At 70.2% G+C, this 13531-nt stretch carries 12 protein-coding genes; 6 read left to right on the top strand and 6 right to left on the bottom strand.

The genetic code is table 11. The features are described 5' to 3' along the window. Nucleotides 1-32: 32 nt before the first annotated feature. Together OG906_RS22890 and OG906_RS22895 are read right to left on the bottom strand one after the other, a co-directional pair. Nucleotides 33-302: a protealysin inhibitor emfourin gene (locus tag OG906_RS22890; RefSeq protein ID WP_267803003.1), complete on the bottom strand. Its 270-nt coding sequence runs from the start codon at nt 300-302 to the stop codon at nt 33-35. A 28-nt stretch (nt 303-330) separates the two neighbouring features. After that, nucleotides 331-1395, bottom strand: a complete 1065-nt coding sequence (locus OG906_RS22895; RefSeq protein ID WP_329445370.1) for a M4 family metallopeptidase — start codon at nt 1393-1395, stop codon at nt 331-333. A gap of 365 nt (nt 1396-1760) precedes the next feature. Here OG906_RS22895 and leuA point away from each other — a divergent pair, with 365 nt between their 5' ends. The 5 genes from leuA (at nt 1761) to OG906_RS22920 (ending at nt 8591) form a co-directional block, all read left to right on the top strand. Next, nucleotides 1761-3524, top strand: coding sequence for a 2-isopropylmalate synthase (gene leuA, locus OG906_RS22900; RefSeq protein WP_267826249.1), 1764 nt, complete (start codon nt 1761-1763; stop codon nt 3522-3524). A gap of 395 nt (nt 3525-3919) precedes the next feature. Further along, on the top strand, nt 3920-4615 hold the full coding sequence (locus OG906_RS22905; RefSeq protein WP_267803007.1) for a TerB family tellurite resistance protein: 696 nt from the start codon (nt 3920-3922) through the stop codon (nt 4613-4615). A 632-nt stretch (nt 4616-5247) separates the two neighbouring features. Then, nucleotides 5248-6855 (top strand): nucleobase:cation symporter-2 family protein, encoded by a 1608-nt coding sequence (locus OG906_RS22910; protein WP_329445375.1) that lies wholly within the window; start codon nt 5248-5250, stop codon nt 6853-6855. 153 nt (nt 6856-7008) lie between these two features. Beyond that, the gene (recO, locus tag OG906_RS22915; RefSeq protein WP_329445377.1) at nt 7009-7755 is read left to right on the top strand and encodes a DNA repair protein RecO; all 747 of its coding nucleotides are present in this window, start codon (nt 7009-7011) and stop codon (nt 7753-7755) included. An 11-nt stretch (nt 7756-7766) separates the two neighbouring features. Further along, a complete protein-coding gene (locus OG906_RS22920; RefSeq protein ID WP_053681972.1) occupies nt 7767-8591 on the top strand; it encodes an isoprenyl transferase in 825 nt (274 codons plus the stop codon). Nucleotides 8592-8751: 160 nt separating this feature from the next. On the opposite strand, the gene OG906_RS22925 is transcribed toward OG906_RS22920, so the two are convergent. From OG906_RS22925 to OG906_RS22940, 4 genes are read right to left on the bottom strand one after another with little or no spacing between them, the layout of a single operon-like run. Then, nucleotides 8752-9183, bottom strand: a complete 432-nt coding sequence (locus OG906_RS22925) for a Fur family transcriptional regulator (protein ID WP_078999356.1) — start codon at nt 9181-9183, stop codon at nt 8752-8754. Between the two features lie 51 nt (nt 9184-9234). Continuing rightward, a complete protein-coding gene (locus OG906_RS22930; protein ID WP_078999354.1) occupies nt 9235-10098 on the bottom strand; it encodes a metal ABC transporter permease in 864 nt (287 codons plus the stop codon). Continuing rightward, nucleotides 10098-10889, bottom strand: a complete 792-nt coding sequence (locus OG906_RS22935; RefSeq protein WP_329448103.1) for a metal ABC transporter ATP-binding protein — start codon at nt 10887-10889, stop codon at nt 10098-10100. Before OG906_RS22935 ends, OG906_RS22930 begins: the two co-directional genes overlap by 1 nt. 29 nt (nt 10890-10918) lie before the next feature. Then, entirely contained in the window at nt 10919-11890 is a 972-nt protein-coding gene (locus OG906_RS22940) for a metal ABC transporter substrate-binding protein (protein ID WP_329445380.1), read from the bottom strand. Between the two features lie 166 nt (nt 11891-12056). On the opposite strand from OG906_RS22940, the gene OG906_RS22945 reads away from it, so the two are divergent. Then, complete coding sequence (locus OG906_RS22945; RefSeq protein ID WP_267803014.1) at nt 12057-13439, top strand: glycine--tRNA ligase; 1383 nt, start codon at nt 12057-12059, stop codon at nt 13437-13439. Nucleotides 13440-13531: the final 92 nt, after the last annotated feature.

Raw genomic sequence — 13531 nt, forward strand, 5'->3', positions numbered from 1 at the left:
CCGGGGGAGCGGCGCAGGCGCCCGAGGGTGGCCTACGCGCCCTCCTTCAGCACGCGCGAGATCAGATCGCGTTGGGCGTCCGACAGGTACGGCTCCGCGCAGGACACCGTCCGCCCGTCCACCGTGATCCGGTACGAGAAGCCGTCCCGCACCCGGTCCGGCCCGTGTCCGGGCGGACCGGACAGCAGGGCCTGTCGGGCCAGCCGCCGCCACTCGTCCTCGTCCGGCCGGCCCGAGGTGTCCACCTCGGCCCGGCGCTCGATGCCCGCGAAACCGCCCGTCCGCACCACCAGAATCCGCATGACCGCCTTCTTACCCCGGATCGGCCGCCTACCCCAGGCCGACCGTCGACCACGCCTTCTGGAGCGCCTGGTGCTCGGGTCCGCCGTCCCCGTAGCGCGCGACGGCCGCCGCCGTCGAGAGCCGGGCGAAGTCCGCGAACTGCGCGTCCGCGGCGAGCTCCCCGCCGGTGAGGGTGTCGTACCAGATCCGCCCGGCCCGCTCCCAGGACTTGCCGCCCAGCTCGGTCGCCACGATGTAGAAGGCGTGGTTCGGGATGCCGGAGTTGATGTGCACGCCGCCGTTGTCGCTGTGGGTGCGGACGTAGTCGTCCATCGACGCCGGCTGCGGGTCCTTGCCCAGCTCGTCGTCGTCGTACGCCGTGCCGGGCGCCTTCATCGAGCGCAGCGCGACCCCGCTGACCTGGGGCCCCAGCAGCCCCGCGCCGATCAGCCAGTCCGCCTGGTCCGCCGTCTGCTCCAGCGACCACTGCTTGATCAGGGAGCCGAAGACGTCGGACATCGACTCGTTCAGGGCTCCCGGCTGGCCCCGGTACTCCAGGTTGGCCGTGTACTGGGTGACGCCGTGGGTCAGCTCGTGGCCGATCACGTCCACCGACACCGTGAAGTCGAGGAAGAGGTCACCGTCCCCGTCGCCGAAGACCATCTGGCGGCCGTCCCAGAAGGCGTTGTTGTAGTCCTCGTCGTAGTGCACGGTCGCGTCCAGGGGCAGCCCCGCGTCGTCGATCGAGCGCCTGCCGAAGCCCTTGAGGAAGAGTTCGTGGGTGGCGCCCAGTCCCGCGTACGCGCGGTTGACGGTGGCGTCCCGCGTCGGGGCGTCGCCCTCCCCGCGCACCTTCGTCCCGGGGAGCCGGGTGCGGTGCAGCGCGTCGTAGACGGTGCGGCGCGGTTCGTCGGAGACGGGTGCGCCGAGCGCCGGGGCGACGCCCCGGACGGTGGTGACCCGGCGCCGGGTGCGCAGCAGGGAGTCGCGTTCGAGGGTGCGCTGCGCGGCGTCGGCGCGACGGGTGTCCTCGGACCGGGCGATGCGGTCGAGGAGGTGGGGCGGGACCACCGTGCAGAAGACGGGGTGCGCGGGGTGGTGAGTGGCGTCCATGCGGGCAATGTGGCAGTGCGTGATGGCCGTGTCACTAGCAGCGACCATGATTCATTCGGTTGTCTGAAAGCGCCCGCGTCACGTTGACGGATCGCCCGGACCTGGCGGCCAGGAAAGAGCTTTACCTCACAAACGGTGCAAATCGGACCACCCGGTCTTGCATACTGAAACAGGTCCTCGCATCACGGCGCGGCTCGGCTAGGCTCGATCCATCATGCGTTTCGGGCTGCTTCTCCTTAGCTGCCGCGGCGAGGGTCTGTAGTCGTAGGCCGGCCCCCTCCCCGCGGAGTTTGGTGTTGCGGTTTTGCGACCGCCCGTCGGCCGTCCCAGCGAACTACACGCGGACACGCGAGGAGCCCTACGCCATGAGCCAGCAGCCTTTTGTCGGTCGCCCCACGCCCATCACGAACGCGACCCACACCCAGCGCCCCTCCGGGATGCCGGTGCACAAGTACGGCTTCTACGAGCAGGTCGAGATCCCGGACCGCACCTGGCCGAACGCCCGCGTCACCCAGGCCCCCCGCTGGCTGTCCACCGACCTGCGCGACGGCAACCAGTCGCTGATCGACCCGATGACCCCCGCCCGCAAGCGCGAGATGTTCGACCTGCTGGTGCGCATGGGCTACAAGGAGATCGAGGTCGGCTTCCCGTCCTCCGGCGAGACCGACTTCAACTTCGTGCGCTCCATCATCGAAGAGGGCGCGATCCCCGACGACGTCACCATCTCCGTACTGACCCAGGCCCGCGAGGACCTGATCGAGCGGACCGTGGAGTCCCTGGTCGGCGCCCGGCGCGCGACCGTCCACCTGTACAACGCGACCGCCCCCACCTTCCGCCGCGTCGTCTTCCGCGGTTCGAAGGAGCAGATCAAGCAGATCGCCGTCGACGGCACCCGCCTGGTCATGGAGTACGCGGAGAAGCTGCTGGGCCCGGAGACCACCTTCGGCTACCAGTACAGCCCGGAGATCTTCACCGACACCGAGCTGGACTTCGCCCTGGAGGTCTGCGAGGCCGTCTGCGACGTCTGGCAGCCGGGCGAGGGCCGCGAGATCATCCTGAACCTGCCCGCCACCGTGGAGCGTTCGACGCCGTCCACGCACGCGGACCGCTTCGAGTGGATGGCCCGCAACCTGACCCGCCGCGAGCACATCTGCATCTCCGTGCACCCGCACAACGACCGCGGCACCGCCGTCGCCGCCGCCGAGCTGGCCCTGATGGCCGGCGCCGACCGGATCGAGGGATGCCTGTTCGGGCAGGGCGAGCGCACCGGCAACGTCGACCTGATCACGCTGGGCATGAACCTGTTCTCCCAGGGCATCGACCCGCAGATCGACTTCTCGCAGATCGACGAGATCCGTCGCACCAGCGAGTACTGCAACCAGATGGAGGTCCACCCGCGCCACCCCTACGCGGGCGACCTGGTCTACACCGCCTTCTCCGGCTCCCACCAGGACGCCATCAAGAAGGGCTTCGATGCGATGGAGGCCGACGCGGCCGCCGCCGGCAAGACGGTCGACGACATCGAGTGGGCGGTCCCGTACCTGCCCATCGACCCCAAGGACGTCGGCCGTTCCTACGAGGCCGTCATCCGCGTCAACTCGCAGTCCGGCAAGGGCGGCATCGCCTACGTCCTGAAGAACGACCACAAGCTGGACCTGCCGCGCCGCATGCAGATCGAGTTCTCCCGGATCATCCAGGCCAAGACCGACGCCGAGGGCGGCGAGGTCACGCCGAAGGCGATCTGGGACGTGTTCTCCGACGAGTACCTGCCGAACCCGGAGAACCCGTGGGGCCGCATCCAGCTGCGCTCCGGCTCGACGGCCACCGACAAGGACGGCACGGACACGCTGACCGTCGAGGCCGTCGTGGACGGCGTCGACGCCGTGCTGACCGGCACCGGCAACGGCCCGATCTCGGCCTTCTTCGACGCCCTGGCCGGCATCGGCATCGACGCCCGCCTGCTGGACTACACCGAGCACACGATGAGCGAGGGCGCCTCCGCCGTGGCCGCCTCGTACATCGAGTGCGCGATCGACGGCCGCGTCCTGTGGGGCATCGGCACCGACGCCAACACCACCCGCGCCTCCCTGAAGGCGGTCATCTCCGCCGTCAACCGCGCGGGCCGCTGACCCTCCCCGCCCCCGTCCGGAACCCCGCCGCTCCCGTCGGAGCGGCGGGGTTCCGCGCATCACGGGAGAGCCGGACGTCATCGGCGTGACCTCCGCGCCGCTCCGTCCGGATGGTGCGGGCGGCCACGACGTTGACGCGGATCCCGCCCACCGCACGATCCGGCGCGAGCCACCGCGCGGGGCCGACACCCCCTGCGCCGCCAGGCCAAACGCCGCCCGGGCGGGCCGGAATCGGGCAGGCGGAGATCGGCCAAGTCCCGGATCCGGGGGATGTTGTCTTGTCACACGACTGACGCATCCTCACCGATGTGGCTAACATCACGCCAACCCGGGCGATGGTGCCAGGGGGTCCCGCCCGTGCCCGAAGGGCCACGGGGGAGTTACGGAGGTGCGACGTGCTGCCAGCTCGGGATGGGGACGGCCGGAAGCTGACGGCCTGGGGCATCCGGACCACCTGGAGCACGGTGGGCGACGGGGAGTTCTTCTGCCCCGGCTGCGGGGGTGACCGCAACTACCGCCGCCGCACCGGCCGCCGCAGGTTCACCGTCCTCGGCGTCCCGCTGCTGCCGCGCGGCCAGGCCGGGCCCGTCGTCGAGTGTCAGGCCTGCCGGGAACGCTACGACACCGACGTGCTGGACCACCTGACCACCACCCGCTTCTCGTCGATGCTGCGCGACGCGGTCCACACGGTGACCCTCGCCGTGCTGGCGGCGGGCGGAACCGCCTCCCAGAGCACGCTGGAGGCCGCCGTGTCGGCCGTACGGTCCGCCGGGTTCCAGGACTGCACCGAGGAGCAGTTGGAGTCCCTCGTGGACGCCCTGGCCGCCGACGAGGGCCGACTGGGGCTGTACGACGGCCCGGAGTGCCGCGGGGCCGCGCTGTCGATAGAGCTCCACGAGACCCTGGAACCGCTGGCCCCGCACCTGGCCGGCCCGGGCCGCGTCTCGCTGCTGCTCCAGGGCGCGCGGATCGCCCTCGCCGACGGGCCGTACACCCCGGCCGAGCGCGAGGTGCTGGCCACCGTGGGCGCCGCGCTGCGGATGGACACGGACGAGGTGGCACGACTGCTGTCGGCGGTCCGGGCCCCGTAGCCCGGCCCGGCCCGGCGCGCTGTGACCCGGCCCGCTGTGACCCGGCCCGCTCCGGTCCGGCCGCGTCCGGACACCGTGTGTCCCGCCCGCCCCGATCGCATCCGAAACCGGTCGCCGCGCCCCTCCTCGGCGTAACGATCCGGCCTCGCGGGGCCGAACCGGAGCGCCGCGCGATCCGTGCCACGGGAGGGAACCGGCCCCTCCGCGAGCGGGGCGCCGTCCTGCCCGGTGGCTGGAATCATGCGCTCTGCTTGGCCGTGTCGAACCCCGGCGAAGGCGGTCCGCGCAGGTCATCGCCGGGGACTTCGCGCGAGCGCCGTGCGCGCCCGGCGCGGGACGCGGCCTTCGCGGTCCGCCGGCCATAGCCGCCCCCCGCGCGTTTCCGCCAGAGGAGGAAGCTCCAGATCGCAGCTCCCGGAACGTCAACACTTTGTAGAAGTCGACGATATCTGTGAGCGCCCCCACAGGCGTTCAATTCCGGTCACACGACGAGACGCCGCCGGTAACACAGCGGGGCTTCGATGCACGTGAATTCACTGACATCCCGGCGGACCAACGGGTTCGCGACCCACTCCGGCCAGGGATGACCAGATCTCCTCTCGTTTACCTACCTATCGAAGGGCAAGGCAGAGATGGCACGTGTCGCCGCCCGGCTTTCCGTCAACGGAGAGCAGAGCTCGCACCCGGTCGACGAGGTGCTCCCCCTCCCCAAGCTGGCGCTGTACGGCTTCCAGCACGTACTCGCCTTCTACGCCGGTGCGGTGATCGTTCCGATCCTCGTCGGCAGCGCGCTCAAGCTCAGTCCCGAGCAACTGGTCTACCTGATCAACGCGGACCTCTTCACCTGCGGCATAGCCTCGATCATCCAGGCCTGGGGCATGGGCCGGATCGGCGCCCGACTGCCGATCGTCCAGGGGGTCACCTTCACCGCCGTCTCCCCGATGATCGCCATCGGGCTGGGCGCCGGTGGTGGCACGGCCGCCCTGCTGGTGATCTACGGAGCCGTCATCACGGCCGGCATCGCCACCTTCGCCTTCGCCTGGATGCCCGCACGCGTCTTCCGCGTCGCGATGTCGCTCTTCCCGCCGGTGGTGACCGGCACGGTGATCACCATCCTCGGCATCGTCCTGCTCCCGGTCGCCCTCAAGGACGTGGTCGGCGGCGCGCCGCTGGTCGGCGATGGCGGGGACCCGAAGCAACTGGCCTACGCGGTCGCCACCATGCTCTTCGTCCTCCTGATGATGCGCCTCGGCGGTCCCTTCGTCTCCAGCATCGCGGTCCTGCTCGGCCTGGTCGGCGGCACGCTCGTCGCCTTCGCCCTCGGTGACGCGAAGTTCGCGGCCGTCGGCCAGTCCGACTGGATCGGCGTCACGACGCCCTTCCACTTCGGCGCCCCGAAGTTCGAGTGGTTCCCGATCCTCCTCATGCTGATCGTCATGCTGATCACCATGGTCGAGACGACCGGTGACACCTGCGCGGTCGGCGAGATCGTCGGCAAGGACGTCGACAGCGAGACCGTCGCCCGGGCGCTGCGGGCCGACGGCGCCGCCACCGCGATCGGCGGCCTGCTGAACTCCTTCCCGTACGTGGCCTTCGCCGAGAACGTCGGACTGGTCCGGGTCACCAAGGTCAAGAGCCGGTTCGTGGTCGTCGCGGCGGGCGTGATCATGATCATCCTGGGTCTGCTGCCCAAGGCCGCCGCGGTCGTCGCCGCGATCCCGCCCGGCGTCCTCGGCGGCGCCGCCACCGTGATGTTCGGCATGGTCGCCCTGGCCGGCATCCAGACCCTCGGCAAGGTGGACCTCAAGGAGGAGAAGAACGCCCTGATCGTCGGCGTCGCCCTCGCCTTCGCGCTCTTCCCGGCGACCGTCCCGGCCTTCTTCGAGAAGCACATGAGCGTGGACCTCGCCTCGCTCCTCAACAGCGGTGTGACCCTCGGCGCCACGGCCGCGATCGTGATGAACCTGCTCTTCAACGGCCTGGGCAAGGGCGATCCGCACGCCGACCCGCACACCGCCCCCGACGCCGCCGCCCCGGAGGTCGTGCTGCCCGCCCAGGCGGACGCGCCGGTCGCCCTGGCCGCCGCGCACAAGGCGGACGGGCCGGACAAGGCCAACGCGGCGGACAGGGTCGACGCGACGGACAAGGTGACCGCGACGGACAAGGTGAACGCGGCGGATGCGCCCGGCACCGCGGGAGCGCCCGACACGGCGGACGGCGCGGCGACGCCCGCCGGCTGATCCGCCCCCCGAGGCCCGACGACCCGACGGCCCTCCGCCCGGACCCCGGTCCGGGCGGAGGGCCGCGCCCCGCGCCGTGCCCCGCGCCGTTCCCCGCGCGGGTCCTCGTACAGGCGTCCCCGCTCGGGTCCCCGTACAGGCGACAATGGGGCCATGAGTCTGTTCCGCGACGACGGCATCGTGCTGCGCACCCAGAAGCTGGGTGAGGCGGACCGCATCATCACGCTCCTCACCCGAGGTCACGGCCGGGTGCGGGCCGTCGCCCGCGGCGTACGGCGCACGAAGTCGAAGTTCGGCGCCGGGCTGGAACCTTTCTCCCACGCCGACGTGCAGTTCTTCGCCCGGGGCAGCGAGCTGATCGGCCGCAGCCTGCCGCTCTGCACCCAGACCGAGATCATCGCCCCGTACGGCAACGGCATCGTCACCGACTACGCCCGCTACACCGCCGGCACCGCGATGCTGGAGACCGCAGAACGCTTCGCCGAGAACGAGGGCGAACCCGCCGTACAGCAGTACCTGCTGCTCGTCGGCGGACTGCGCACCCTCTCGCGCGGCGAACACGAACCAAACCTCATCCTCGACGCCTTCCTGCTGCGCTCCCTCGCCGTCAACGGCTACGCGCCGAGCTTCGACGACTGCGCGAAGTGCGGGATCCACGGCCCCAACCGGCACTTCTCCGTCGCCGCGGGCGGGGTGATATGCGGAGACTGCCGCGTACCCGGCAGCGTCGTACCCTCGTCTGAGGCCATCGCTCTGCTCAGCGCGCTGCTGACGGGCGACTGGGGTCACGCGGACGCCTGCGAGGCGCGTCACGTGCGGGAGGGCAGCGGGCTGGTCTCGGCCTATTTGCACTGGCATCTGGAGCGCGGGCTACGCTCCCTGCGATACGTCGAGAAATAGGAGCTGGACACATGGCACGACGCGGCATTCTGGGACGCTCTCGCCGGGAGTACAAGGTTCCCGAGCCGCACCCGTCCGGTGCGCGCCCGCCGAAGATCCCCGGCGAGCTGGTCCCGAACCACGTTGCCGTGGTCATGGACGGCAACGGCCGATGGGCCAAGGAGCGCGGACTGCCGCGCACCGAGGGCCACAAGGTCGGCGAGGGCGTCGTCCTCGACGTGCTCAAGGGCTGCCTGGAGATGGGCGTCAAGAACCTCTCCCTGTACGCCTTCTCGACGGAGAACTGGAAGCGCTCGCCCGACGAGGTCCGCTTCCTCATGAACTTCAACCGCGACGTCATCCGCCGCCGTCGCGACGAGATGAACGAACTGGGCATCCGCATCCGCTGGGTCGGCCGCATGCCCAAGATGTGGAAGTCGGTCGTCCAGGAACTCCAGGTCGCCCAGGAACAGACCGTCGACAACGACGCGATGACCCTGTACTTCTGCGTCAACTACGGCGGCCGCGCGGAGATCGCGGACGCGGCGCAGGCCATCGCCCGTGACGTCGCGGCCGGCAGGCTCGACCCGTCGAAGGTCAACGAGAAGACCTTCGCGAAGTACATGTACTACCCGGACATGCCCGACGTGGACCTCTTCCTGCGCCCGAGCGGCGAGCAGCGGACCTCCAACTACCTGCTCTGGCAGAGCGCGTACGCCGAGATGGTGTTCCAGGACGTGCTGTGGCCGGACTTCGACCGCCGGAACCTGTGGGCGGCCTGCCTGGAGTACGCCCAGCGCGATCGCCGCTTCGGCGGCGCCGTACCGAACCAGGGGGAGCCGGGCGCGTCCGCCTGACCGGATACCGCCGAGGGGCCCCCTTTCATCAACACGGACAGGGGGCCCTCGGCGCAACCGGACGGGCAGGTGGTCGAGGGTGACCGGGACCGCCACCGCGCAGGCTGTTCTTCCCCGCCGCCGGCCCTCGGGCCGTGCTGGACCGGAACCTGCGCAGGGTCTAACCGGCCGCGGCCGCGCAGTCGGCGCAGGTGCCGAAGATCTCCACGGTGTGGGCGACGTTCACGTAGCCGTGCTCGGCGGCGATGGACTCCGCCCACTTCTCCACGGCCGGGCCCTCCACCTCGACCGCCTTGCCGCACTTGCGGCAGACCAGGTGGTGGTGGTGATCGCCGGTGGAGCAGCGGCGGTAGACGGACTCGCCGTCGCTGGTGCGCAGCACGTCCACCTCGCCCGCGTCGGCGAGGGACTGCAGGGTGCGGTACACGGTGGTCAGGCCCACGGAATCGCCGCGGTGCTTGAGCATGTCGTGGAGTTCCTGGGCGCTGCGGAACTCGTCCACCTCGTCCAGTGCCGCCGCCACGGCCGCCCGCTGCCGGGTGGATCGTCCTCGTACTGGCGCGGTATTCATCTCGCCAGGCGCAGTCGCCACCGGTTCCTCCTCGTTTCGGCCTCGGCCCATTGTGCCAGGCGGCCGAGACTCCTAGACCTTCACATCGTCGCGCGTACAGACCTCCTCGGCGCTCCGGGCGGCCTTGGCCCGGCGCCGGGCCAGCGGGGTGGACAGGGCCGTCATCACCATGAAGACGGCGATGGCGAGCAGCACGATCATGGCGCCGGAGGGCGCCTCGACGTAGTACGTGGCGGCCGTGCCGGTCAGCGCGACGGTGACGCTGATCGCGATGGCCAGGCCCAGCGTCGTGGCGAAACCGCGGGTCATGCGTTGGGCGGCCGCGACCGGGATCACCATCATGGCGCTGACCAGGAGCAGGCCGACGATCCGCATCGCGACGGTGACGGTGACGGCCGCGGTGATCGCGATCAGCAGGTTCAGCGCGCGCACCGGCAGCCCGGTGACCCGGGCGAACTCCTCGTCCTGGCAGACGGCGAACAACTGCCGGCGCAGACCGATCGTGACGGCGAGGACGAAGGCGGCCAGGATCACCATGGCGATGACGTCCTCGGACGCGACCGTGGTGATCGAGCCGAACATCGACCCGAGCAGCATGGTCGTGGACCCGCCGCCCAGATTGATGATCATGACTCCGCCGGCCAGGCCGCCGTAGAAGAGCATCGCGAGCGCCACGTCGCCGCTGGTCCGGCCGCGGGAGCGGATCAGCTCCATGCCGACGGCGCCGACGACCGCGACCAGGGTGGCCATCCACACGGGGCTGGTGTGGAGGACGAAGCCCAACGCGACGCCGGTCATCGCGACGTGGCCGAGGCCGTCACCCATGACGGCCTGGCGGCGCTGGACGAGGTACGTGCCGATGGCGGGGGCGGTCAGGCCGACCAGACCGGCCGCGATCAGCGCCCGCACCATGAAGGGGTAGGTCAGGAGGTCCATCAGCTCAGCAGTCCCGTCCGGAGGGGCTCGGCGTCGTGCGCCGCGTGGGGGTGTACGTGGTCGTGGCCGGGGAGGGCGTGCTGGCCCACGGCCTCCGGGGGCGGGCCGTCGTGCATCACGCAGCCGTCGCGCAGGACGACGGCCCGGTCGATCAGCGGCTCCAGCGGGCCCAGCTCGTGCAGGACGAGCAGGATGGTCGTCCCGGCCTGCACCTGGTGCCGCAGCGCGTTCGCGAGGACCTCCTGGTTCGCCAGGTCCACGCCGGCCATCGGCTCGTCCATGATCAGCAGTTCGGGTTCCACGGCGAGTGCCCGGGCTATGAGCACCCGCTGGTGCTGGCCGCCGGAGAGCGCGTTGATCGAGGCGTCGGCGTACGTGTCCATGTCGACCAGGGCCAGTGCCCGCTCGACGGCGGTCCGGTCGGCCTTGCGCAGCACCCCGAAGCGGGAGCGGGCCAGGCGGCCGGCGGAGACGATCTCCCGGACGGTGGCCGGGACGCCGGCGGCGGCCGTGGTGCGCTGCGGGACGTAGCCGATGCGGGACCACTGGCGAAAGCGCCTGAACTCGGTTCCGAAGAGGGACAGCTCGCCGTCGGTCAGCGGGACCTGGCCGACCACGGCGCGCACGGCCGTGGACTTCCCGGAGCCGTTGGCGCCGAGCAGGGCGACGACCTCACCGCGCCGGACGGTGAGGTCGATCCCGCGCAGCACGGGGCGCGAGCCGAGCGAGGCCGTGGCCCCGCGCAGGGATATGACGGGCTGGTCCGTTGTCTGACCCGACGTGGACTGCATGGCGCGCGCCTCCGTTGCTGCTGCTGTCATCACTTGGCTCCGAGGGCCTTCTGGAGGTTCTTCAGGTTCGACCGCATGACCTCGAAGTAGTCAGCGCCCTGGGACTTGTCGGTGATTCCCTCCAGCGGGTCGAGGACGTCGGTCTTCAGGCCGGTGTCCTTCGCGAGGGCATTGGCCGTCTTGTCGCCCACCAGCGTCTCGAAGAACACGGTGGTCACCTTGTCCTTGGCCGCGACGCCCTGGAGGTCCTTCATGCGGGCCGGGCTGGGCTCGGACTCGGGGTCGATGCCGGAGATGCCCTCCTGGTCGAGCCCGTACCGCTCGGCGAGGTAGCCGAAGGCGGCGTGGGTGGTGATGAAGGTCTTGGAAGCCGTGGTCTTCAGGCCGTCCTTGAACTCGGTGTCCAGGGAGCCCAGTTCGGTGACCAGCGTCGCGGTGTTCTTCTCGTAGTCCGCCGCGTGCGCGGGGTCGGCCTTCCCCAGGGCCGCGCCGACGCCCTTGGCGATCTCCGCGTACTTGGCGGGGTCGAGCCAGACGTGCGGGTCCTTGCCGGCGCCGCCGTGGTCGTGGTCGTGCTCCTCGCCCTCGGCCGCGTGGTCGTGGTCGTCGTGCCCGGAGGCGGCGTGCGCCTCCAGCGCGGTGAGGGTGCCGGCGTCGACGACGTTCTTCACGCCGGACTGGGCGACGGCCTTGTCCACGGCGGGTTGCAACGTCTTGAGGTAGAGGATCACGTCGGATTCGCCGAGTCGGCCCGTCTGCTTCGGCGTGATCTCCAGATCGTGCGGTTCGACACCCGGCTTGGTCAGGGTGGTGACCGCCACGTGCTCCTTGCCGATCCGCTCGGCGAGGAACTGCATGGGGTAGAACGACGCCGTCACGGCGAGCTTGCCGTCCGTGTTCCCTCCGGCGGCACTGGCTCCGGAGCAGGCGGTGAGGGTCGTCGCGCCGAGGGTGACGGCGCCGGCGAGGGCTGCGGCGGGTATGAGGCGTCGTACGTTCATGACATCCATTTTCATCAAAGATGGAAACGATTGTCAAAAACCCTGGTGGGGGGAGCCCGTGCGGGCCGTCCGGGGGCCGGGGAAGGGCATCCCGATTTGAAAGGGGGGGTGCGGGCGCCGGTAACCTAAAGGCTTCGCCGTTCGTCCTCGTAATGAAGAGAGCACCGTGGCCGCCGACAAGATCGAAACCATCGTCAGCCTGAGCAAGCGCCGTGGCTTCGTTTTCCCGTGCAGTGAGATCTACGGCGGCTCCAAGGCCGCCTGGGACTACGGCCCGCTCGGTGTCGAGCTGAAGGAGAACATCAAGCGCCAGTGGTGGAAGGCCATGGTCACCGGGCGTGAGGACATCGTCGGTATCGACTCCTCCGTGATTCTGGCCCCCGAGGTGTGGGTGGCCTCCGGCCACGTCGCCACCTTCTCGGACCCGCTGACCGAGTGCACCTCCTGCCACAAGCGCCACCGCGCGGACCACCTGGAGGAGGCGTACGAGGCCAAGCACGGCCGCGTGCCCGCCAACGGTCTTGCCGACATCAACTGCCCCAACTGTGGTGTGAAGGGCCAGTTCACCGAGCCCAAGCAGTTCTCGGGCATGCTGGAGACCCACCTGGGCCCGACCCAGGACACCGGCTCCAAGGCGTACCTGCGCCCGGAGACCGCCCAGGGCATCTTCACCAACTTCGCCCAGGTGCAGACGACTTCCCGCAAGAAGCCTCCCTTCGGCATCGCGCAGATGGGCAAGTCCTTCCGCAACGAGATCACCCCCGGCAACTTCATCTTCCGCACGCGCGAGTTCGAGCAGATGGAGATGGAGTTCTTCGTCAAGCCGGGCGAGGACGAGCAGTGGCAGGAGTACTGGATGCAGGAGCGGTGGAACTGGTACCGCGACCTCGGCATCCGCGAGGAGAACATCCGCTGGTACGACCACCCGAAGGAGAAGCTGTCCCACTACTCGAAGCGCACCGCCGACATCGAGTACCGCTTCAACTTCGGTGGCAATGAGTTCTCCGAGCTCGAAGGCGTTGCCAACCGCACCGACTTCGACCTCAAGGCCCACTCCGCCGCCTCCGGCCAGGACCTGTCGTACTTCGACCAGGAGGCCGGCGAGCGCTACACCCCGTACGTCATCGAGCCGGCGGCCGGTGTCAACCGCGCCATGCTCGCCTTCATGCTCGACGCGTTCAACGAGGACGAGGCCCCGAACGCCAAGGGCGTCATGGAGAAGCGCACCGTGATGCGCTTCGACCCGCGCCTGGCCCCGATCAAGGTCGCCGTCCTGCCGCTGTCCCGCAACCCGCAGCTGTCGCCGAAGGCCAAGGGCCTCGCCGCCGACCTGCGCAAGAACTGGAACATCGAGTTCGACGACGCGGGCGCCATCGGCCGCCGTTACCGTCGCCAGGACGAGATCGGCACGCCGTTCTGCGTCACCGTCGACTTCGACACCCTGGACGACAACGCGGTGACCGTGCGCGAGCGCGACACCATGAAGCAGGAGCGCGTCTCCCTGGACCAGATCCAGAGCTACCTCGGCAGCCGTCTGCTCGGCTGCTAGGACCTCTCGGCGGCTTCGACGTCGCGGCTTCGCCGAAACGCCGGTGGCCCGGTGCGCAGTGCGCACCGGGCCACCGGCGTTCTCCGTCCCCG

The sequence above is a fragment of the Streptomyces sp. NBC_01426 genome (genome assembly GCF_036231985.1).
Taxonomy (GTDB): Bacteria; Actinomycetota; Actinomycetes; order Streptomycetales; family Streptomycetaceae; genus Streptomyces.

Coding starts and splice junctions, on each gene's coding strand:
- OG906_RS22920 (WP_053681972.1), top strand. CDS start 7,767: ATGGCACGACGCGGCATTCTGGGACGCTCTCGCCGGGAGTACAAGGTT.
- OG906_RS22940 (WP_329445380.1), bottom strand. CDS start 11,890: ATGAACGTACGACGCCTCATACCCGCCGCAGCCCTCGCCGGCGCCGTC.
- recO (WP_329445377.1), top strand. CDS start 7,009: ATGAGTCTGTTCCGCGACGACGGCATCGTGCTGCGCACCCAGAAGCTG.
- OG906_RS22890 (WP_267803003.1), bottom strand. CDS start 302: ATGCGGATTCTGGTGGTGCGGACGGGCGGTTTCGCGGGCATCGAGCGC.
- OG906_RS22895 (WP_329445370.1), bottom strand. CDS start 1,395: ATGGACGCCACTCACCACCCCGCGCACCCCGTCTTCTGCACGGTGGTC.
- OG906_RS22935 (WP_329448103.1), bottom strand. CDS start 10,889: ATGCAGTCCACGTCGGGTCAGACAACGGACCAGCCCGTCATATCCCTG.
- leuA (WP_267826249.1), top strand. CDS start 1,761: ATGAGCCAGCAGCCTTTTGTCGGTCGCCCCACGCCCATCACGAACGCG.
- OG906_RS22910 (WP_329445375.1), top strand. CDS start 5,248: ATGGCACGTGTCGCCGCCCGGCTTTCCGTCAACGGAGAGCAGAGCTCG.
- OG906_RS22930 (WP_078999354.1), bottom strand. CDS start 10,098: ATGGACCTCCTGACCTACCCCTTCATGGTGCGGGCGCTGATCGCGGCC.